Origin of the sequence: Pseudoxanthomonas sp. PXM03, from assembly GCF_014852005.1 — a bacterium.
Lineage (GTDB): Bacteria > Pseudomonadota > Gammaproteobacteria > Xanthomonadales > Xanthomonadaceae > Pseudoxanthomonas_A.
Genome location: NZ_JACVAU010000001.1, coordinates 16,735 through 37,483 on the forward strand (window position 1 = coordinate 16,735; position 20,749 = coordinate 37,483).

21 protein-coding genes are annotated in these 20,749 nt (G+C 68.2%); 14 read left to right on the forward strand and 7 right to left on the reverse strand.

Annotated elements, in window-relative coordinates; genetic code table 11:
• Positions 1 to 43: 43 nt before the first annotated feature.
• Together IB223_RS00105 and IB223_RS00110 are read right to left on the reverse strand one after the other, a co-directional pair.
• Positions 44 to 859: an META and DUF4377 domain-containing protein gene (locus IB223_RS00105; RefSeq protein ID WP_192199685.1), complete on the reverse strand. Its 816-nt coding sequence runs from the start codon at positions 857 to 859 to the stop codon at positions 44 to 46.
• A 245-nt stretch (positions 860 to 1,104) separates the two neighbouring features.
• Positions 1,105 to 1,902: an undecaprenyl-diphosphate phosphatase gene (locus IB223_RS00110; RefSeq protein ID WP_192199686.1), complete on the reverse strand. Its 798-nt coding sequence runs from the start codon at positions 1,900 to 1,902 to the stop codon at positions 1,105 to 1,107.
• Between the two features lie 214 nt (positions 1,903 to 2,116).
• Here IB223_RS00110 and glnA point away from each other — a divergent pair, with 214 nt between their 5' ends.
• The 7 genes from glnA to IB223_RS00140 all read left to right on the forward strand — a co-directional run bounded on the left by glnA (position 2,117) and on the right by IB223_RS00140 (position 9,085).
• Positions 2,117 to 3,526, forward strand: a complete 1,410-nt coding sequence (gene glnA / locus IB223_RS00115) for a type I glutamate--ammonia ligase (protein WP_192199687.1) — start codon at positions 2,117 to 2,119, stop codon at positions 3,524 to 3,526.
• A 248-nt stretch (positions 3,527 to 3,774) separates the two neighbouring features.
• Entirely contained in the window at positions 3,775 to 3,906 is a 132-nt protein-coding gene (locus IB223_RS18945; protein ID WP_255431467.1) for a hypothetical protein, read from the forward strand.
• A 52-nt stretch (positions 3,907 to 3,958) separates the two neighbouring features.
• Complete coding sequence (locus tag IB223_RS00120; RefSeq protein WP_056880236.1) at positions 3,959 to 4,297, forward strand: P-II family nitrogen regulator; 339 nt, start codon at positions 3,959 to 3,961, stop codon at positions 4,295 to 4,297.
• A gap of 15 nt (positions 4,298 to 4,312) precedes the next feature.
• Positions 4,313 to 5,887 carry an ammonium transporter gene (locus IB223_RS00125; protein WP_225590740.1) on the forward strand — a complete coding sequence of 525 codons (1,575 nt, stop codon included), beginning with the start codon at positions 4,313 to 4,315 and terminating at the stop codon, positions 5,885 to 5,887.
• A 61-nt stretch (positions 5,888 to 5,948) separates the two neighbouring features.
• Entirely contained in the window at positions 5,949 to 7,001 is a 1,053-nt protein-coding gene (locus IB223_RS00130) for an ATP-binding protein (protein WP_192199688.1), read from the forward strand.
• On the forward strand, positions 6,991 to 8,433 hold the full coding sequence (gene ntrC / locus IB223_RS00135; protein ID WP_192199689.1) for a nitrogen regulation protein NR(I): 1,443 nt from the start codon (positions 6,991 to 6,993) through the stop codon (positions 8,431 to 8,433). Before IB223_RS00130 ends, ntrC begins: the two co-directional genes overlap by 11 nt.
• Before the next feature lie 79 nt (positions 8,434 to 8,512).
• Positions 8,513 to 9,085 carry a superoxide dismutase family protein gene (locus IB223_RS00140; protein WP_192199690.1) on the forward strand — a complete coding sequence of 191 codons (573 nt, stop codon included), beginning with the start codon at positions 8,513 to 8,515 and terminating at the stop codon, positions 9,083 to 9,085.
• A gap of 120 nt (positions 9,086 to 9,205) precedes the next feature.
• Here the strand turns inward: IB223_RS00140 and IB223_RS00145 are convergent, their stop codons facing one another.
• Entirely contained in the window at positions 9,206 to 10,087 is an 882-nt protein-coding gene (locus IB223_RS00145; RefSeq protein ID WP_192199691.1) for a hypothetical protein, read from the reverse strand.
• A 109-nt stretch (positions 10,088 to 10,196) separates the two neighbouring features.
• Between IB223_RS00145 and IB223_RS00150 the strand changes: the two genes are divergently transcribed.
• Positions 10,197 to 11,477: an acetyl-CoA C-acetyltransferase gene (locus tag IB223_RS00150; RefSeq protein WP_192199692.1), complete on the forward strand. Its 1,281-nt coding sequence runs from the start codon at positions 10,197 to 10,199 to the stop codon at positions 11,475 to 11,477.
• A gap of 64 nt (positions 11,478 to 11,541) precedes the next feature.
• Here IB223_RS00150 and ggt read toward each other — a convergent pair whose 3' ends face one another.
• Positions 11,542 to 13,287: a gamma-glutamyltransferase gene (gene ggt, locus IB223_RS00155; RefSeq protein WP_192199693.1), complete on the reverse strand. Its 1,746-nt coding sequence runs from the start codon at positions 13,285 to 13,287 to the stop codon at positions 11,542 to 11,544.
• Positions 13,288 to 13,464: 177 nt separating this feature from the next.
• Here ggt and IB223_RS00160 point away from each other — a divergent pair, with 177 nt between their 5' ends.
• Positions 13,465 to 14,481, forward strand: coding sequence for a DUF4349 domain-containing protein (locus IB223_RS00160; protein WP_192199694.1), 1,017 nt, complete (start codon positions 13,465 to 13,467; stop codon positions 14,479 to 14,481).
• Between the two features lie 15 nt (positions 14,482 to 14,496).
• On the opposite strand, the gene IB223_RS00165 is transcribed toward IB223_RS00160, so the two are convergent.
• The 3 genes from IB223_RS00165 to IB223_RS00175 are packed head-to-tail and all read right to left on the reverse strand — an operon-like array spanning position 14,497 to position 17,602.
• Positions 14,497 to 15,756, reverse strand: a complete 1,260-nt coding sequence (locus IB223_RS00165; protein ID WP_192199695.1) for a heme biosynthesis HemY N-terminal domain-containing protein — start codon at positions 15,754 to 15,756, stop codon at positions 14,497 to 14,499.
• Complete coding sequence (locus tag IB223_RS00170; protein WP_343227117.1) at positions 15,753 to 16,784, reverse strand: hypothetical protein; 1,032 nt, start codon at positions 16,782 to 16,784, stop codon at positions 15,753 to 15,755. Before IB223_RS00170 ends, IB223_RS00165 begins: the two co-directional genes overlap by 4 nt.
• A 47-nt stretch (positions 16,785 to 16,831) precedes the next feature.
• Complete coding sequence (locus IB223_RS00175; protein ID WP_192199696.1) at positions 16,832 to 17,602, reverse strand: uroporphyrinogen-III synthase; 771 nt, start codon at positions 17,600 to 17,602, stop codon at positions 16,832 to 16,834.
• A 16-nt stretch (positions 17,603 to 17,618) separates the two neighbouring features.
• Here IB223_RS00175 and IB223_RS00180 point away from each other — a divergent pair, with 16 nt between their 5' ends.
• From IB223_RS00180 to IB223_RS00200, 5 genes are all read left to right on the forward strand, one after another.
• Positions 17,619 to 18,077 carry a YiiD C-terminal domain-containing protein gene (locus IB223_RS00180; RefSeq protein WP_192199697.1) on the forward strand — a complete coding sequence of 153 codons (459 nt, stop codon included), beginning with the start codon at positions 17,619 to 17,621 and terminating at the stop codon, positions 18,075 to 18,077.
• A gap of 26 nt (positions 18,078 to 18,103) precedes the next feature.
• On the forward strand, positions 18,104 to 18,529 hold the full coding sequence (locus IB223_RS00185) for a hypothetical protein (RefSeq protein ID WP_192199698.1): 426 nt from the start codon (positions 18,104 to 18,106) through the stop codon (positions 18,527 to 18,529).
• Positions 18,530 to 18,593: 64 nt separating this feature from the next.
• The gene (locus IB223_RS00190) at positions 18,594 to 19,037 is read left to right on the forward strand and encodes a rhodanese-like domain-containing protein (RefSeq protein ID WP_192199699.1); all 444 of its coding nucleotides are present in this window, start codon (positions 18,594 to 18,596) and stop codon (positions 19,035 to 19,037) included.
• A gap of 98 nt (positions 19,038 to 19,135) precedes the next feature.
• Entirely contained in the window at positions 19,136 to 19,657 is a 522-nt protein-coding gene (secB, locus tag IB223_RS00195) for a protein-export chaperone SecB (RefSeq protein ID WP_142122975.1), read from the forward strand.
• A 48-nt stretch (positions 19,658 to 19,705) separates the two neighbouring features.
• On the forward strand, positions 19,706 to 20,743 hold the full coding sequence (locus IB223_RS00200) for an NAD(P)H-dependent glycerol-3-phosphate dehydrogenase (protein WP_192199700.1): 1,038 nt from the start codon (positions 19,706 to 19,708) through the stop codon (positions 20,741 to 20,743).
• Positions 20,744 to 20,749 lie beyond the last annotated feature (6 nt).

Sequence of the window (20,749 nt, forward strand, 5' to 3'; positions counted from 1 at the left end):
CGCGCGGCGTTGCCACCGTGCGCGCCGTGCGGGGACGGAAGCGTCATTTTTTCTCGTTGGCGGATTCCACCACCATGTCCAGCACATACGCCTTCGGCGGCGCATCGGCAGACGGATTCTTCACGGTGTAGCGGTCCACGCGCAGCACGTTGCGCACGCCCGGCTCGTGGGTATAACCCTCGATGCTGTCGTGGAAGTGCTTGAATTCACCGGGCGTGCCGACCTTCAGTCCCTTGTCGTCGTACTGGATCTCGCGCACCTGCAGGCATTGCTTGTCGGGAATCAGTGGATGGCTGCACGGCTTCGTTTCCGATGCGACTTCCAGGAACACGCGCTCGCCGGGACCGCCGTAGCGGGTTTCGGCGGTGGGATTGCCCGCGAACAGGAGCTTGTCGCCCGTCGCCGTCGTGAGTGCCAGCTGGGTGACGCCGTCCTGCGTCGCCGCCACCTTCAGCGTCCCTTCGAGGCGCTTGCCGACTTCCTGGTCCAGCGCCATCAGCGCGTTGTCGGTGCAGGCCATCATGGTGGACACCAGGCGACCGATGGTGAGGCTGGTATCCGACAGTGTGTAGGTTCCCCCCATGCGGTTGCAGGTGTTGGCCACACCGAGTTGCCCCTCCTTGAAGTCGAGTTGCACCGGCTTGTCGGCGCGTGCGAACAGGGCGTCGATGCGTTTGCCCTGGGCGTCGGTGGCGTCCATGAGTTGCCAGTGGTGCTGGGACAGCAAGGCAGCCGCGTCGACCGATGCGGCAACCGGGGTATCCGGGGTGGTGGCCACGGTGGGCGTGTCGGCCTGTTCCGCCGGCTTGGGGCAGCCCGCAAGGGCCAGTGGCAAGGCAAGCAGCAGCAGTCGTTTCATGGCGTTCTCCGTCGAAGGTGGCCCAATGCAAACGCGCGGCAGGTTGGAATGGGGTGAAGGCCGGGCATCGCGCTTGATTGCAGGAGCGACGTCGGTCGCGACCGCACGGCGAACCTCCACGTGGAAACCCGGTGGTTCTCCGTGCGGGCGCGCTGCGGCGCGGTTCCTGTTCCTGCAGGGGGTACTGTTATCGGGGCGCGGCCGCGACTGACGTCGCTCCTGCAGGGAGCAGGGAGCGCGGCGGATCAGCTGCCCACGGGCATCAGCAACAGCAGCAGCGCGCCCAGCACGATCCGGTAGATCGCGAAGCCGGTGAAGCGGTGCGCCTTGATGAAGCCCAGCAGCCACTTCACCACCACGAAGCCGGTGGCGGTGGCGGCGACGAATGCGAGCGCCACTTCGCCCCAGTTCTCGCTGCCCAGCGCGTCGTCCTTCACCAGTTCCAGGAAGGCATAGCCACTGGCGGCGAACATGGTGGGAATGCCCAGCAGGAAGACGAACTCCGCCGCCGACGAGCGCCGGCTGGTGCCGGCCAGCATGGCCATGAAGATCGCCGCCGCCGAGCGCGAGGTGCCGGGGAACACGCCGGCCACCACCTGCGCCAGGCCCACCAGGATCGCCACCTTCCACGTGATCGTCGCCACATCGCCGCGTTTTTCGGCGAAATGCTCGGCCACCAGCATCCACACGCCGCCCAGGATCAGCGCCCACGCGATCGGGGTGACGGTCTCCGGCAGTTCCCAGCCGGCCAGGCGCACGGGCAGGCCGACCAGCGCGGTGACCAGGAAGGCGGCCGCCAGCTTCATGGAGTAGTCGCGGGCTTCGGCATCGCGCCAGCAGCCGGTCGTCAGCTCCCAGATCCGGCGGCGGAACACCAGCGTGGTGGCCAGGATCGCGCCAGCCTGGATGACGATGTTGAAGAAGTCCGAGCGCTCGCCAAGCCAGTGTTGCGCGATGAGCAGATGGCCCGTGCTCGAGATGGGCAGGAATTCGGTCAGGCCTTCGAGGATGCCGAGCAGCAGCGCGGCGAGCAGGTCGGTCATCGGGGCGTGGAAAGTGAGAAGGGCGGCAAAGAATAGTGGAAACCGCAACGCACCGCGTTGGTTCATGGCGAATCCAGAACGCACCAGAAAAGGGATTTCGCGTGATGGTTTTGTCAACGACCTCCATATGAATCAGTGACTTGGCGCGATATCGGGGTTGGCACGGGGATTGCTGTGTGTTGGCACAACCCTTATCCAACCCGAGGTTCCAAAGATGTCCCTGGACAACGTTGAGAAGCTGATCAAGGACCACAAGGTCGAGTTCGTCGACCTGCGCTTCGTCGACATGCGCGGTGTCGAGCAGCACGTCACCTTCCCCGTCAGCATCGTGGATGCGTCCCTGTTCGAAGACGGCAAGATGTTCGACGGCTCATCGATCTCGGGCTGGAAGGGCATCAACGAGTCCGACATGGTGCTGCTGCCCGACCCGAGCACCGCCTACCTCGATCCGTTCTACGCCGACCCGACCCTGGTGCTGGTCTGCGACATCCTGGACCCGGCCACCATGCAGGGCTACACGCGCGATCCGCGCGGCATCGCCAAGCGCGCCGAGGCCCACCTGAAGGCCAGCGGCGTCGCCGACGTGGCGTTCTTCGGTCCGGAACCCGAGTTCTTCATCTTCGACTCGGTGCAGTTCGCCAACGACATGGGCAACACCTTCTTCAAGATCAATTCCGAAGAAGGCGCCTGGAACAGCGGCAAGAGCTACGACGGCGCCAACAGCGGCTACCGTCCGGGCATCAAGGGCGGTTACTTCCCGGTGCCGCCGACCGACTCGCTGCACGACCTGCGCGCCGAGATGTGCAAGACGCTGGAGCAGGTCGGCATCGAAGTCGAAGTGCACCACCACGAAGTCGCCACCGCCGGCCAGTGCGAGATCGGCGCCAAGTTCAACACGCTGGTGCAGAAGGCCGACGAACTGCAGCGCATGAAGTACGTGGTGCGCAACGTCGCCCATCGCAACGGCAAGACCGCCACCTTCATGCCGAAGCCGATCGTCGGCGACAACGGCAGCGGCATGCACGTGCACCAGTCGCTGGCCAAGGGCGGGCAGAACCTGTTCTCCGGCGACGGCTACGGCGGCCTGTCGCAGCTGGCGCTGTGGTACATCGGCGGCATCTTCAAGCACGCCAAGGCGATCAACGCGTTCGCCAACTCGGGCACCAACAGCTACAAGCGCCTGGTGCCGGGCTTCGAGGCGCCGGTGATGCTGGCCTACTCGGCACGCAACCGTTCGGCCTCGTGCCGCATTCCGTGGGTCGCCAACCCGAAGGCGCGCCGCATCGAGATCCGCTTCCCCGATCCGCTGCAGTCCGGCTACCTGACCTTCACCGCGCTGATGATGGCCGGTCTGGACGGCATCAAGAACCAGATCGACCCCGGTGCGCCTTCCGACAAGGACCTGTACGACCTGCCGCCGGAAGAAGAGAAGAACATCCCGCAGGTCTGCTCCAGCCTGGACCAGGCGCTGGACGCGCTGGACAAGGACCGCGACTTCCTCAAGGCCGGCGGCGTGATGAGCGACGACTTCATCGACGCCTACATCGCGCTGAAGATGCAGGAAGTGACCAAGTTCCGCGCAGCCACGCACCCGCTGGAATACCAGCTGTACTACGCCAGCTGATGCCGTCGAACGCGCACATCGCCATGCATGCGGAGGGCCGGGTACCGGCCCTCCGCGACGCAGCGGTCGCGCACTGAGTTCTCGCGGCGATGGCGACGGATCTCCCCTCCCACCCGTCGCCATCGCCGCACCTTATCGAGCGCATCGTTCTGCGATGCGTTCGCCCGGTTGGGGAACCGGGGCACCACCCGTCTTCGATTTCCGGAGATCGCGCCAACGCTGTACCAGGGGAAACACAGGAGAGGTCCATGAACCGCTGCTCCCTCCCACGTCATCCGTTCCTGCCGCAAATGATCGCGGTGGGCATGGATGCGGTTCATGCATCGATCCGCACCGACAACGTGTCCGCCGCCAGGGGGCTGCGCACACGGGTGACCTGAAACCGCCGGCCGGCTCCGGTCGGCCGGTTCCATCCACCATCGGGGTATGCGCATGAAACTGATCACCGCCATCATCCGGCCGTTCAAGCTCGACGAGGTCAGAGAGTCCTTGTCGCAGGCGGGCGTGTCCGGCATCACCGTCACCGAAGTCAAAGGCTTCGGTCGGCAGAAGGGCCACACCGAGCTGTACCGCGGCGCCGAGTACGTCGTCGATTTCCTGCCCAAGATCAAGATCGAAACCGTCGTCACCGACGAGCGACTGGATGCCGTCATCGAGGCCATCCAGCAGGCGGCCGGTACCGGCAAGATCGGCGACGGCAAGATCTTCGTCACCACCATCGACCAGGTCATCCGCATCCGCACCGGCGAAGTCGGCGCGGACGCGCTCTAACACTCGGAGCCCCACATGAAGACTCGACTGTTCTCCGGGTGGAAGACCCGTGCCCAGACGTTGTGCCTGGCCGCGCTGTGCGGCCTGATGACGGTTGGCGTGTCGGCTGCGGCGCTCGCCGCACAGGACACTGCCGCCCCGACGACCGAAGCCCCCGCCACCGACGCCGCGCCTGCGCCGGTCGAAGCCGCCGCCGCGCCTGCGGAGGTCGCTGCGGCTCCCGCTGAAGCCGTCGCCGCCCCCGCCGAGGAAGCCGCTGCCGAGGAAGCTCCTGCACCGACCATCAGCAAGCCCGACACCGTGTGGGTGCTGGTGTCGGCGGTGCTGGTGATCTTCATGACGCTGCCCGGCCTGGCGCTGTTCTACGGCGGCCTGGTGCGTTCGAAGAACGTGCTGTCGATCCTGATCCAGAACCTGGCCGTGTTCTCGCTGGTGGCGGTGCTGTGGGCGGTGTACGGCTACAGCTTCGCGTTCACCGAGGGCAATCCGTTCATCGGCGGCACCGATCGCCTGTTCGCCGCCGGTCTGGATGCCTCGTCCATCGGCGCCACGTTCACCAAGGGCGTCTACATCCCGGAACTGGCGTTCTTCGTGTTCCAGGGTGCGTTCGCCTGCATCACCTGTGCGCTGATCGTCGGTGCGTTCGCCGAGCGCGTGAAGTTTGCCGGCGTGATGCTGTTCACCGTGCTCTGGTTCACCTTCGCCTACCTGCCGATGGCGCACATGGTGTGGTTCTTCCCCGGCCCGGATGCGTTCACGGGCACCGATGCCGTCGACGGCGTGCTGGCCAAGTCGGGCTACCTGTGGGCCAAGGGCGCGCTGGACTTCGCCGGCGGCACCGTCGTACACATCAATGCCGCGATTGCCGGCCTGGTGGGTGCGTACGTCATCGGCAAGCGCACGGGCTACGGACGCGAGGCCATCAAGCCGCACAACCTGACCCTGACCATGGTCGGCGCGTCCATTCTGTGGGTGGGCTGGTTCGGCTTCAACGCCGGCTCGGCGCTGGAAGCCGGCGGCGTGGCCGCGATCGCCTTCGTCAACACCTTCCTGGCCACGGCCGCGGCGGTGGTGGCGTGGCTGCTGGTGGAGTGGATCACCAAGGGCAAGCCGTCGCTGCTGGGTGCGGCATCGGGCGCGGTGGCCGGTCTGGTCGCCATCACCCCGGCCGCGGGTCTGGTGGGCCTGAACGGCGCGCTGGCGATCGGTGCCATCGCCGGCGTGCTGTGCCTGTGGGGCGTCAGCGGGCTGAAGAAGCTTCTGGGCGCGGATGACAGCCTGGACGTGTTCGGCGTGCACGGCGTGGGCGGCATCACTGGTGCGCTGCTGACCGGCGTGTTCGCGGCGCCCTCGCTGGGTGGTGCGGGCATCTGGGACTACGTCACCGAGACCGCCCTGGCCGAGTACTCGATCGGCTCGCAGGTGTGGATCCAGGCGCAGGGCGTGCTGATCACGGTGGTGCTGTCCAGCGTGGTGGCCCTGGTCTCCTTCCTGATCGTGAAGTACACGGTCGGCCTGCGCGTCTCCGAGGACGCCGAGCGCGAGGGGCTGGACATCACCTCGCATGGCGAATCGGCCTACGAGGCCTGATGGATCACCGGGGACGGCTTTGCACTAAACTGGTGCAATGTCGTCCCCGGACCCGTCCCGCATGCGTTTCGAGCCCACCACCGACGCGCTCAGCACGCCGGTGGCCTGGGCGGATGCCGACGGCCTGATCCGCGGCGTGAATCCTGCCTTCGCCCGTTGGCTGGGCGTCAGTAGCCGCCGCCTGCTGGGACAACCCCTGGCGGCCCTGGAAATCGAAGGCGACGCCATGGCACGGTTCCTGGACAACACTGATCGCGACGTCCTGCGGCTGCACCGCATGGCGCTGGGCATGCCCGGCGAGTCGCCGTGCTTCGCCGAGGGCTGGCTGTCGCGCCTGGATGGCGGGGGCTGGCTGCTGGAAGCGCATCCGGTGGACGAATTCCCCGCGCTGGATCCCACCCAGGTCCTGCCCAATGCCTTGAGCGCCGCGCTGAAGGGGCTGGCGCACGAGCTGCGTAATCCGCTGGCCGGCCTGAAGGGCGCTGCCCAGTTGCTGGCGCGCCGGGCTGCGCATCGCAACGACAACGACGACGAGCGCGAGCTGATCGAACTGATCGAATCCGAGATCAACCGCCTCAACACTCTGCTTGAACAGCTGCTGTCGCCGTCCCCGCAGCGACCGCACGCGCCGTTGAACATCCATACCGTGCTGGAGCGCGTGCTGCGCCTGGCCGAGAACGAAGGTGGCTGGTCGGTGCGCCTGCAACGCGACTACGACCCCAGCCTGCCGGAACTGTCCGGCGACGCCGACCGCCTGACCCAGGCGGTCTGGAACCTGGTGCGCAACGCCATCCAGGCGGGCGCCGCCAACATCATCCTGCGCACCCGTGTCGAACACGGGTCGCGCATCCACGACCACCTGCACGCGATGGCGTTGCGGGTGGAGATCGTCGACGACGGCCGCGGCGTGCCCGAAGAGCTCGCCGAACACCTGTTCCTGCCGCTGGTCAGCGGCCGCGCCGAAGGCAGCGGCCTGGGTCTGGCGCTGTCGCAGCAGGTGGCGCGTGAACACCGTGGGTCGTTGACCTACCGCTCGCGCCCCGGCCACACGGTCTTCACCCTGCTGCTGCCGCAGTCGCTGCACGACCACGACGAGGAACGTCATGTCCACTGATCGCCTGGCCGCCACCAGCGGCGCCACCGACGCACGCCGCATCTGGGTGGTCGATGACGACCGCTCGGTCCGCTTCGTGCTGGCCACCGCCTTGCGCGACGCGGGTTACACGGTGGATGGCTTCGACAGCGCCGCGGCGGCATTGCACGCACTTGGCGCGCGCGGCGCCCCCGACCTGCTGTTCACCGACGTGCGGATGCCGGGCGACGACGGCCTGGTGCTGCTGGACAAGCTGAAGGCCACGCATCCGCAGCTGCCCGTCATCGTGATGTCGGCCTACACCGATGTCGCCAGCACGGCGGGCGCGTTCCGTGGTGGCGCACATGAATTCCTCTCCAAGCCGTTCGACCTGGACGATGCCGTGGCGCTGGCCGCGCGCACGCTGCCGGACGCGGAAGAGGCGGCGGGGACGACCCAGGATGGCGACGTAGCGGCATCGGCAACGCCGCAGCTGATCGGCGACACGCCCGCCATGCGCGCGCTGTTCCGCGCGATCGGTCGCTTGGCGCAGGCGCCGCTGTCGGTGCTGATCACCGGTGAAACCGGCACCGGCAAGGAACTGGTTGCGCATGCGTTGCACCATGAGTCGCCGCGCTCGCGCAAACCGTTCGTGGCCCTCAACACCGCGGCGATTCCATCGGAATTGCTGGAAAGCGAACTGTTCGGCCATGAAGCCGGTGCCTTCACGGGCGCGCAGAAACGGCACATCGGGCGGTTCGAGCAGGCCGATGGCGGCACGCTGTTCCTCGACGAGATCGGCGACATGCCGCTGCCGCTGCAGACCCGGCTGCTGCGCGTGCTGGCCGAGGGCGAGTTCTTCCGCGTCGGCGGGCGCGAGCTGATCCGCGTGGACGTGCGCGTCATCGCCGCCACCCACCAGGACCTCGACGGCCTGGTGGCCGAAGGCCGCTTCCGCGCCGACCTGCTGCATCGTCTGAACGTGGTGCGGTTGCAGTTGCCACCCCTGCGCGAACGGCGTGCGGATGTGCCGCAGCTGGCCGAGAACTTCCTCGCGACGGCCACCCGCAAGCTCGACATCGCGCCCAAGCGTTTCAGCGCGCCGGCGCTGGACCTGCTGCAGGCCCATGACTGGCCCGGCAACGTGCGCGAACTGGAGAACGTGTGCTGGCGGCTGGCCGCACTGGCACCGGCCGACGTCATCAACACCGCCGACCTGCAGGGTGCGTTGCTGCATGCGCCTGCAACCGGCGCCCGTGGTGAATGGGACCATGCGCTGGGCGAATGGGCGCGCCGCCGCCTGCTGGAAGGCGCAGGGTCGCTGCATGCCGAGGCGCGCGAAAGACTGGACCGCACGCTGCTGGAAGTCGCGTTGGAGCTGACCCACGGCCGCCGCGCCGAAGCGGCCGCACGGCTCGGCGTGGGGCGCAACACCGTGACGCGGAAGCTGGGTCCCGGTCGCAAGCGCGGCTAGGCGGGCGTCGCTTCTTTCATTGAACATGAAGGTAGCGATGGTTACGGTAGCGGGCCACGACCTGCACCTGGAGCTTCCCATGCGTATCGCCCTGCTGGCCGCCGCATCCGTCCTCACGCTCGCAGCCTGCGGCACCACGCCGTCCTCGTCTTCGCCCCCGTCGACCGCAACGCCCGACGTTCCCACCACCAGCACCGCCAAGCAGGCCGTCGCGGTGCTGGCTTCCGCGTCCGGCAGCCTGGTCAGTGGCAGCGTCACCCTCACCCCGATGGGCAAGGGGCTGCATCTGACCGGCGAGATCGGTGGCCTGCCGGCCAACAGCACGCATGCATTCCACGTCCACGAGAAGGGCGATTGCAGCGCCGCCGATGCCAGCAGCGCGGGTCCGCACTTCAATCCGTTCAACACGGCCCATGGCAAGGCCGGCAGCGGCGCCCACCATGCGGGCGACATGAACAACCTCGCCGCCAATGCCGACGGGGTGGCGAAGGTGGATGCACACGTGGAAGGTGTCACGCTCGGGGGCGGCGCGGTGAATGACGTCGCCACGCGCGCGCTGATCGTGCACGCGGCACCGGATGACTACGCCAGCCAGCCCGCTGGCAACGCCGGCGCACGCGTGGCCTGCGGCATCATCAAGATCACCCGGTAACCCGGCTTGGTGCTGTAGGAGGGGCTTCAGCCCCGAGGCTCTTGCTTCTAAGACATCCCCGCAAAAAGCCTCGGGGCTGAAGCCCCTCCTACAGGGATTGCGTGGGGCGGAGGTCCGCCTTCACGCCATCGCAGTCCGCGGATCCGCGTTGGCCGGGCAGTGTGCGAAGGTCACCGGGATGCCGTGTGCTTCCAGCACCGCCGCGATCTGCTGTTGTCGCGCCTGGAAGTGCTGGTAGGCGCGCTCGAGGCGCTCGTCGGTGGCTTCCCGTGGCGCGTAACGCGCGCGCCACGCCATGGGCTCGAACAGCGCGATATGCACTTCACCCTCCGCATACCGCAGCAGCGGTTCCGGCAGCGTATCCAGCCATTGTTCTTCCGCCGGCGCCATCAGCGCGGTTTCGATGACCGGCCACAGCGCGCCCAGGCCGCCATGCTCGTATTGCATCGCGGTCATCGCGGCGAGGTCGTGCAGCGTCATGTAGCGCGCGTGCTCGATCTGCGCACCGAAGGCGGTCTGTGCGAGCAATGCGGTATCGGCCTGCGCCATGCCGGTTTCCAGCAAGACTGTTTCCAACCGTTCTGCGACGACATCGACCGTATGGTGGTCGCCGGCCAGCACGAAAGGCAGCACGCGCAACAACCCGCCGCCCAGTCCAGCATCGGCCTGCAGCGGCAAAGGCACATCGCCGGCATCGTCTGCACCGAACGCGATCACACGGGCACCATCGCCGCGCCCGGGCGCGCGCTGGTGCAGTTCGCGCAGCCGCTGGTGCAGCGGCCAGCCGGGACGCAGGGCTTCGGCGGGATCGAAGTGCGCAGCGGCGAAGACGAGATCCAGGTCACGCACCTGTGGTGCATGCGTGGCGAGGTCGCGCCCCAGCTTCCCGGCCAGTTCGCTTGCTTCCGCGGCCGCCAGCGCCGCACGCTGCGGCAGGTTGCCGGCGGCCAACTCCAGGGCGATCACGCCCATCACGACGGGGCTGGTTGTGGATGGAGTCATGTCAGCGGTTGGAGGCGGTGGAGGGGCGCATTACACTCCCCCATTATGCCTGCCGCATGCACGGCGTCTTCACTCCATCCCCACCACCATCACCTGCAAAGAGGTCCCCATGCCCGCACCCCGCCCCGTCGCCATCCTCGGCGGCGTCCGCATTCCGTTCTGCCGCCAGAACACGGCCTACGCGGATGTGGGGAACCTGGGCATGTCGGTGCGTACGCTGGGCGCGCTGGTCGAGCGCTTCGGCCTGCATGGCCAGCAGTTGGGCGAAGTGGCGATGGGCGCGGTAATCAAGCATTCGTCCGACTGGAACCTGGGCCGTGAAGCCGCGCTGTCGTCCGGCCTGTCGCCGCTGACCCCGGGCATCACGCTGCAGCGTGCCTGCGGCACCAGCCTGGACACCATCATCCACATCGGCAACAAGATCGCGCTGGGGCAGATCGACTCCGGCATCGGCGGTGGCTCCGACACCACCTCCGAAGTGCCGATCGTCTACGGCAAGAAGCTGCGCGCGCGCCTGCTCGCCGCCAACCGCGCGAAGACCACGCAGGACAAGCTGAAGGCGCTGGTGAGCGGCTTCAAGTTCGGCGAGCTGAAGCCCGAGTTCCCCGGCGTGGCCGAGCCGCGCACCGGCAAGAGCATGGGCGACCACTGCGAAGACATGGCGAAGGAGTGGAGCATCTCGCGCGACTCGCAGGACGAACTCGCCGTTGCTTCGCACAAGAAGCTGGCCGCCGCGTACGAGCGCGGCTTCTTCGACGACCTGATCGCGCCATTCCGCGGCCTGGAGCGCGACAACATCCTGCGCCCGGACACCTCGCTGGAAAAGCTGGCCACACTGAAGCCGGCGTTCGACAAGACGTCCGGCCGCGGCACGCTGACGGCGGCCAACTCCACGCCGCTGACGGACGGCGCGGCCGCCGTGCTGCTGTCCAGCGACGAATGGGCGAAGGCGCACGGCCACGAGCCGTTGGCCTACCTGAAAGACGCGCAGGTGTCCGCGGTGGATTTCGTCCACGGCGAAGGCCTGCTGATGGCGCCGACCGTGGCCGTGCCGGAGATGCTCAAGCGGCATGGTCTGACGCTGCAGGATTTCGACATCTACGAGATCCATGAAGCCTTCGCCGCGCAGGTGCTGTGCACGCTGCGCGCGTGGGAGAGCGAGGACTACTGCCGCAACCGTCTGGGCCTGGACGCACCGCTGGGCAGGATCGATCCCGCGAAGATGAACCCCAACGGCTCCTCGCTGGCGACGGGCCATCCGTTCGCTGCCACGGGTGCGCGCATCGTCGCTACCGTCGCCAAGGAACTGAAGCAACGGGGCGGTGGTCGCGCGCTGGTGTCCATCTGCACCGCCGGCGGCATGGGCGTGGTGGCGATCATCGAGCGATGAGCCGTCGCGGCGTGAATGCCGCGATGCGTGCCTTCATCGTTTTCTTCCGGTAGCAGGCGCCGCGTCACCGCGCTGGCGTCTGCACCTGCGCGCTGCCGATGCCGTGGCGGCGACCTTCGCTGACCGCCGTCACCGTGCCGTCTGGGTTGAACACCAGCGCATTGGTGGCGCCGATTTCCTCCACAAGGCCTGACCAGCGATGCCCGCGCTGCATCAGCGCCTTCGCCTGCACGCTGTCCGCGTAGCCGGGCTCGATGTACGTCATCGCGCCATTGCGCTGCGACAGCCGCGGCGCATCCACGGCCTGGTCCATGCGCAGGCCCAGGTCCACGTGGTTGACGATGGTCTGCAGCACCGTGGTGATGATCGTCGAGCCGCCCGGGCTGCCGATCGAGAACGCGGGCTTGCCGTCCTTCAGTGCCAGCGTCGGCGTCATGCTGCTGCGCGGGCGCTTGCCGCCTTCGGGCACGTTCGGATGCGGACCGGTGAAATCGAAGTCGGTCAGCTCGTTGTTGAGCAGGAAGCCGTAACCCGGCACGACGATGCCGCTGCCGCCCCAGTCCTCGATGGTGAAGGTGTAGGCGACGACGTTGCCGTCCTTGTCCGACACGGTCAGGTGCGTGGTGTGCGCGCTTTCAGGCAGCAGCGCGCGCGGCGCGGGGCGCAGCGGGTAACTCGCATCCTGCTGGAAGGCGAACGGATCGCCCGCGGTGACCGGACCGGACGCCGCGCGGGCCGGATCGATCAACGCGCGTCTCCGGGCCGCGTAATCCTTGCTCAGCAGGCCGGCCACGGGCGCATCCACGTATTCGGGATCGGCCAGGTAGGCATCGCGGTCGGCGAAGGCGAGGCGGCTCGCTTCCAGGTAAAGATGTTCGACCTGCGCGCGCGGCAGCGTCTTCAGGTCGTAGCCTTCGAGAATGTTCAGCGCTTCAAACACGGTCACGCCGCCACTGCTCGGCAGCGGCATGCCGTACAGCTCATAGCCGCGGTAGGTGGAGCGCACCGGCGCGCGCACGCGGGCTTCGTAGTCGGCCAGATCCGCCAGCGTCATGCGGCCGCCGCGCACGGAAACGCCGACAGCGGTCTGCGGACGATTGACGGCATCGACGATCGCGCGCGCCAGTGGGCCTTCGTAGAACGCCTCCACCCCGCCGCGAGCCAGCAGGCGGTAGGTGCGTGCGAGATCGGGGTTGCGCAGCGTCGTGCCGGCGGGAATTGCCTTGCCGCCCCGCAGATACAGCGCGGCGGTGGCAGGGAAGCGGCGGAACTTGCCTTCATTTCGCGCCACCAGCCCCGAGAAGTTCGCGTCCACCGTGAAGCCCTGCTCTGCCACGATGATGGCGGGCGCCAGGACCTGTTCGAACGACATCGTGCCGTAACGCTGCAGCGCCTCATGCCAGCCGCGCACGGTGCCCGGCACGCCGACCGACAGGCCACTGGCAACGGCGGTATCGAAATCCATTTCCCGACCGTCTTCGATGAAAAGGGCGGGCGTGACCGCGGCGGGTGCCGTCTCGCGATGGTCGAGCGTGACCACGCGCTTCTCCTTCGCCAGGTACACCACCATGAAGCCGCCACCGCCGATCCCGCAACTGAAGGGATCCGTCACCCCGAGCGTGGCTGCCGCTGCGACGGCGGCATCGACCGCATTGCCGCCGCGGTCGAGGACCGCGATGGCCGACCGGGTGGCCTGCTCGCTGATCGTTGCCGCGGCCCCGCCGGTGCCAGTGGCGACCGGTGTCCTGGCATGCGTGGCCGTGGCGGTCAGCAGGACCAGGAGCAAAGCGGCACGCAGGAATCGGGTCATCGCGGATCACCGAAGGGCAGGCGAACCGATTGTCACACGGTCCCGCTGGTCCACGCGGCGACCTTCACCACAACGCATCCAGGCGTGGAATGATGCAGGCCAACCCCGGTGGGCCGTGCCATGCGTTGGTAGTCGGGCCGGTACCGCCGGCCACTGCCCCGCTGCCCTGGAGTCTCCATGCGCTTGCACAGGATGTACTGCGTCGTTCCGCTGTTGGCCTTCTCGATCCTCGTTGTCGCCTGCAGCAAGCGGGAGATGGCCGAGTCCGATGCTACTGCGGCCGCCGAATCGAGCGCCGACGCCGGAGCGGCGCCGGTGATGGCCGAAGCGGCCCCGGATGACTTCGCTGGCGCTGGGGCACCGCAGAAAAGCGTGGATGCATCTGCCCTGCAGGGGCCCGGCGTCGACCCTTCGCAGATGGCCTCGGATGTGTCTACCCAGGTCGATCCGCAGCGCCGCTTCATCCGCACCGCCCAGGCGCAGTTCCAGGTGGCGGATGTCTACCGCACCGCGCTGGCGATCGAGGATGAGGTTGCCGCGCAGGGCGGATTCGTCGCCGACAACGAGATCACCTCGCAGGTGCAGCGCGTGCTGAGCCGGCCGCTGGGACAGGGCAAACGACTGGAACTGACCGAGTACACCCTGCAGGGCGAGCTAACGGTGCGCGTGCCGAGCGAACGCACGCAGGCATTCCTGCGCGCCGTCGCTGCGCAGATGGAATTCCTGGACCAGCGCAGTTTCTCGGCCCGCGATGCGCAGTTCGATCTGCTGCGCCAGCAGCTGGCACGCCAGCGCGCGCAGGACGAACAGCAGGAGCTGGGCGACGCCGTGCAGGCGGGCGGCAAGCTGGGCGACAAGACCGATGCCATCCAGTCACGGGGCGCAGCGCGCGCCAGCCGCGACGAAGCATTGATCGCGCAGAAAGAGTTCGAAGACCGCGTCGCCTTCAGCACGATCACGCTGTCGCTGCGCCAGGATGCGCAGGTCCGGAAGGCCGAGCGCGTCGACGTGGACGCGGTGTTCCGCGACAACGGACCGGGCTTCTTCAACCGGCTGGGCGATGCGCTCGCAGTCGGCTGGCGCGGGGGACTGGAGGTCGTCGTTGCCTTGGCGGCACTGTGGCCGTTGTGGCTCTGCGTGTTGGCGCTGTGGCTGGGCTGGCGGCGCTGGCGCCGGAAGCCGGCGGCCGGCTGACCGAACGCCGCGCGCTCAGTCCCTGAGTCGCGGCAACCCGTGCGCGTCGCGTTCTTCCACGACGGCCTCAGCGTGGATCTTCTGTTTCAAGTCGCGCCCGGGCAATTCGACGGTCGCGCCGCCATGCGCGGCCTTCAGCGCATTGCTGTAGCACTGCTGCGCCATTGTGGCGTCGCCTGCCGCGCCGAAGCCGTCGCCAAGCTCTTCCCATGCCTCGGCACCCGCGCCCTGCGCGATCGCGCGGTGCAGGAATTCCTGTGCCTGCGTCCACTGCCCCTGCAGGCGCGAAAGTCGACCCAGGGCAAGCAGCAGCGAAGGGCTGGCAGGATGGGCCGCCAGCCAGTGCTGCGCGCTGGCGCGGCGGGAATCGAGCTTTCCGACGGGCAGGCGCCCGTACAGCGCGGCGAGCGATTCGTCCCAGCGCGCTTCCAGCGCCTGCTCGATGCTGCGGGTGGCGGCGTCTTCCCAGCGCAGCGCGGCGGCGCGTTCGGCATAGGCCGCAACGACGGCCGGCTGGAGCCGCAGCGGCTTGGTGAGCGTTTCCCAACGTTCGGCCAATACATTCGGATCGGCGGCTTCGATCAGCGACTGCGAGGCCAGGCGGATCTCCAGCGCATCGAACGCCGCAGGCGCCAGGGCCTGGTTCTGCTTCAGCGCACCGAGTAGCCCATAGGCGTCGCCCGCGCGCGCGGTGGCGGCCAACGCCTGCGTGCGCAACACCAGGCCACGTGGTGGCAGCGGCTGCACATCGGCGGCATCGAGCGTGGTGAGCGCGTCGTCCGGCCGTCCGGTGTCCAGTGCGATCTGTGCCGATGCCAATGCATGCGCGGTGGTGGAGCGATCCCGCAGCGCGGCGAGATGGCGCTGCACGGCGGCTTCGTCACCACGCTCCCGCGCCGCCTGCACGGCGGCGGTGCGCGCGACCGGGCCGACCTCGGCATCGTCCGCGGCGCGCTCCAGCAGTTTCTCGGCCTTCTGCCACTGCCCCGCGTGCAGTGCGTCCAGGCCCTCGATGAGGCGTGCGCGCGCCTGCTTGCGGCGATGGCGACCCCAGGCACGGAACGGCAGCGAGATCAGTCGCCATGCCAGCCACGCCACCGTACCGACCAGCATCAACGAGAGCAGCGCGCGCGGCACGTTCGTATGCAGGTCGTAACCGCCGAAGCGGATGAACACCTCGCCCAGGTCGCGATCGGTGCCCGCCATCCATTGCGCGGCCAGCACGCCGGCCATGACCAGCAACAGCAGCAACATCACGGTGCGGAACGGCTTCATGGCGTCACCTCCGACGTGTTTGCGGGCGCGGTCGGCACATACGTGTGCACGCCCGCGTTGCGCATTGCCCGCAACTGCTGCAGCGTGCTGCCCAGCACGGCCGGGCGCGAGGGTGCGGGCGCTTGCTGCAATGTGCGCAGCTGCACCTGAACCTGCCGTCGTTGCGGTGAATCGGGCCACAACCGTGGCAGCCATGTGGCGATGCGTGCGAGGGCGGCGCGCTGGCCGGCAACGTCCCCGCGTTCCAGCGCAGCCCGCGCAAGACTGATCTCGATCTGCAGTGCCGCGTCCGCGGTGGCGCGATCGTCGGGTGCCACCAGCGTGGTATCGCGCGTGGGCCGCACGTCGACCAGGGGCGCGAGCATGCGCTGCCACGCCGGGCGAGCCTGCGCATCCACCATCCTGTCGCGCGGGAGGCCCGCGAGCGCATCGGCCAGGGCGCCCAGTTGCGCGAGCGACTCCGCCTGCGTTCCAGCGCCCAGCGCATCCATCGCAGCGCGCTCCTGCGCCAGCGTCTGCTTGAGGTTCAACAGGCGGTGGTCGTCCATCCCGTCCAGGGTGCCGGCGGCAAGCGCATAAGCGCGTCGCGCGCCGTCCAGGTCGCGCGCGATGTCCAGTCGCTGCGCCGCCTGCGAAAGCAGGAGTTCCACTTCGTCCAGCCGCAGCGCCTGCGCACCGTGTCGATTCGGGTCGGTCAGTTTGGCAACGCTTTCCTCCAGCAAGGCGCCGCGCTGGCCCAGGCCGATCACTTCGTCGCGCAGCACGCGATTGGTGGTCGCGGCATCGAGCAGGCGCTGCGCCTGCGCGCGCTGATCGCGCCGCAAGCCGTCCGTGCGTGCTTCCAGGGCCTCGATGCGTTGCATGGCCGCGGACTGCGCGGACTGCGCGGTCAGCTCGTCGGCATTGCGCGCCTGCCACCACGACCAGCCACGCCATGCGCCGATGCCCACGACCAGCACCACCAGCGACACGGCGATGAGGCGGCCGGCACCACCGGGATGGCGGGGAGGGGAGGGTTCGTCGTTCACACAAGCATCCTTGTCGGCGGTCGAAAACGTGATGGACGCCGCAGATGCTACCGGATGCCGGGAAGCATGGCCGAGCAGGCCGTCATGACCATCTGCGCCGGGCGCGGACCAGCCGCCTGGAGGACGCGCGTGAACCCGGCATCGCGCGCAGCGTCGGCCAAGCGCGCACTCGCGGCGACCACGGTGGTGCCCCGCAGGCGTGCCAGCAACGCACCCGGCAGTTGCGCGAGGAGTTGCTCCAGGGCCCCCCCGCTGCTCACCAGCAGGCAGGCGGGTGCGTGCAGGCCGGCGAGTGCCGAGCGTGCGCGGGGTGTCAGCGCGACGGGTTCACGCCGATAGACCTCGGCGCGATGCAGGCGGGCGCCCCGGGATTCCAGCGTGGGTATCAGCAGGTTGCGGCCATCAGGAGCGGTGACGAAGCCGACATCCGTCCCGCGCACGTCGGTCAGCGCCGGCAGCGCGAGCAGGCCTTCGCTATCCATGCGCGCAGGGAATGACACGTGCCCGATGCCGGCGCGGCGCAGCGCCGCCGCGGTACCGGATCCCACCGCCAGCCATGACTGCCCGGATTGCGCCTCCAGAGGCTGCAGGGCGTGCGCCGCCGAAACCGCGGCGGGACTGGTGAACACGACGGTCGGGCAGGCGAGGGCGTCACGCAGATCAGCACGCGTGGCGCTGTCGTCGCATCGCTGGATGCGCCAGGGCGACAGGGCCAGCAAGCCGGCACCGTGGCGTCGCGCGGCACGGCGCAGTGCATCGTGGCCGCCCTGGGGCCGCAGCGAGATGACGTACCATGCCGGCGGCGTTGGGTGTCCCATGCGCGGATTATGAGTGATGAGTGCGGAAGAAGCCTTGCGGGAACTGCGTGAGTACTGTCGTGGCATGCCGCCCGTGGCGGCGATGGGCGTGGAAGTCGATGGCTTCCAGGATGGGACATTGCGCCTGACCGCCCCGCTGTCCGCCAACGTCAACGACAAAGGCAACGCCTTCGGCGGCAGCCTGACCTCGCTGATGACCGTGGCCGGCTGGGGACTGGTGACGCTGAAACTCCGTCTGGCGGGCCTGAAGGCCGAGGTCTACGTGGCCGACAGCCAGATCCGCTACCTCGCGCCGCTGTACGCCGACCTGGTGGCGGACGCCACCTTCGGCGAAGGACAGTCCTGGGAGACCTTCGTGGATACGCTGGTGCAGCGTGGCCGCGCGCGTATCCAGGTCGAAGCCAGGGTTCTGTTGCCTGAAGGCGGCAGCGCTACCACGCTGGCGGGACGGTTCGTCGCCATCGCAAAGCGGTAGCATGCCGGCATGACCGAGGGGGTGCCATGCGCGTGATCCGGAAGATGCTGTTGGCTGCGGGGCTGCTGATGCTGGTGCTGGCACCCGCTGCCGCGCAGAGCCGCCTGCAGCGCGGCAAGCTGCAGCAGTTGCAGGATATGTACGCGGCGTCGATCCGCTGGGGGGATTTCGAGAACGCCTGGCAGGCCGTCGATCCCGCCTACAAGCTCGAGCATCCGATGACCGAACTGGAGTTCGAACGCTACCAGCAGGTCCAGATCTCCGGGTACCGCGACGTCTCGACCAGTGCCGGCCCGGACGGGACGGTGGAGCGTGCGGTCGAACTGCGCGTGATCAACAAGCACACCATGGCCGAGCGGACCCTGCGCTACCGCGAACGCTGGCGCTGGGATCCGGAAATGAAGCGCTGGTGGCTGGTGGTGGGTCTGCCGGACCTGTGGGACGGGGAGTAGCCGTCCGACGCCCCGGCGACGTCCTGTGCGACAATCGCCGCCCGCTCCACTGCCTCCAAATCCCGTGAATTTCGAAGAAATCCTGGCCTTTGCCACCGGTTCGCCCTGGAACCAGATGCTGTCACTGGCCCTTGTCGGCCTGACGGTCGCGATCATCTACACCGAGATCGCCCGCCTGTTCCGCGGCTACACGGCGCTGCGCCCGGCCGAGTTGACCCACCTGGTCAACAGCGAGAACGCGCTGGTGGTCGACCTGTCGGCGAGCAACGACTTCGAAAAGGGCCACATCGCGGGCAGCCGCAACGTGCTGCCCAGCAGCTTCGACCCCGAAAGCAAGTTGCTGGCCGGTTCCAAGGCCCTGCCGGTTGTGCTGATCTGCCGCACCGGGCAGGCCTCGGCGGGTGCCGCCAAGCGTCTGAAGAAAGCGGGTTTCGAGAAGGTCTATGCGCTGGAAGGCGGCATCGCCGCCTGGCAGCAGGCCGACCTGCCGCTGGTCAAGGGCCGCTGAGTCCGCTTTGGCCGCGGTCCCGCCCTTGAACAGGGCGCCGCGTGCCGCCATGACATAATTTCCATTCACCGCAGCAATCCAGATTCCGGAGTCAAGAAATGTCCGACGAGACCACCAACGGCGCGGTCGCGCCTGCCGCCGAAGCCGCTGGCCCCGCTTTCACTGTCGAAAAGATCTACGTCAAGGACGTTTCCTTCGAGGTCCCCGGCGCCCCGGCGGTGTTCGCCGAGAACGTACAGCCGGAGCTGCAGCTCAACCTCAACCAGCGTGTGCAGCGCCTGGGCGAGAATGCATTCGAGGTCGTGCTCGGCGTGACCCTGAGCTGCAAGGCCGGCGACAAGACGGCGTATGTGGCGGAAGTGCAGCAGGCGGGCATCTTCGGCCTGATCGGCCTGGAGCCGCAGGCTGTCGACGTGCTGCTCGGCACGCAGTGCCCGAACATCCTGTTCCCGTATGTGCGCCAGCTGGTCAGCGACCTGGTGCAGGCCGGCGGCTTCCCGCCGTTCTTCCTGCAGCCGATCAACTTCGAAGCCCTGTATGCCGAATCGCTGCGCCAGCGCGCCGCCCAGGGCGGAGCCGAAGGCCAGCTGGCCAATTCGGAACCTGTCGGCAACGCCTGATTGGCCGTGCAACCGTCGGATACCGCGACGCAGAACGCAGGGGGACGGATGGCCGAACCAGCGCCGGACAATCCACTGAAGATCGCCGTCCTCGGTGCCGGTTCCTGGGGCACCGCGCTGGCGGCCCTGATGGCCCGGCACGGGCACGCGGTCACGCTGTGGGGCCGCGATCCCGTGGTGTCCGCCGCCATCGACCAGCAACACGAGAACACCCGCTACCTGCCGGGTATTCCGCTGCCGGAAAACCTGCGTGCCACCACCGACCTGGCCGCATCGCTCGCCGATGCGGACCAGGTGCTGATCGTGGTGCCGTCGCACGCCTTCACCGAGACACTGAAACTGGTCGCCCCGCTGCGCCCGGCGCGTGCCGGCGTGGCGTGGGCCACCAAGGGTTTTGAAACCGGCTCGGGCCGCTTTCTGCATGAAGTGGCCGAGGACATCCTGGGCCCGGACGTGCCCTTGGCCGTGGTCACAGGCCCGTCATTCGCCAAGGAAGTCGCACTGGGCCTGCCCACGGCGGTGACGGTGCACGGTGCCGACGCCGCGTTCGCCCAGGCCGTGGCGGATGTCATGCACGGTCCGGCGTTCCGCGCCTATACCGGCGATGACATGGTCGGCGCCGAGCTTGGTGGCGCGATGAAGAACGTGCTGGCGGTCGCCACCGGCGTAGCCGATGGCATGCAACTGGGCCTCAATGCCCGTGCAGGCCTCATCACCCGTGGCCTGAACGAAATGCTGCGCCTTTCCGCAGCGATCGGTGCCAAGCCGGAAACCCTCATGGGCCTTGCCGGCCTGGGCGACCTGGTGCTGACCTGCACCGGCGACCTGTCGCGCAACCGCCGGCTTGGCCTCGCTTTGGGTCGTGGTCAGTCGTTGCAGGACGCGGTACGCGAGATTGGCCAGGTGGTGGAATCGGTGCAGACCGCCGACGAGGTCATGCGCCAGGCCGATCGCCATGGCATCGACCTGCCGATCTCCAGCGCGGTGCGTGCCGTGCTGCATGGCGATCTCACGCCTGCTGCCGGCCTGCAGCACCTGTTGTCGCGCGAACAGAAGCCGGAGTATCCGGAAACACTGTTCAAGTAATCCGAC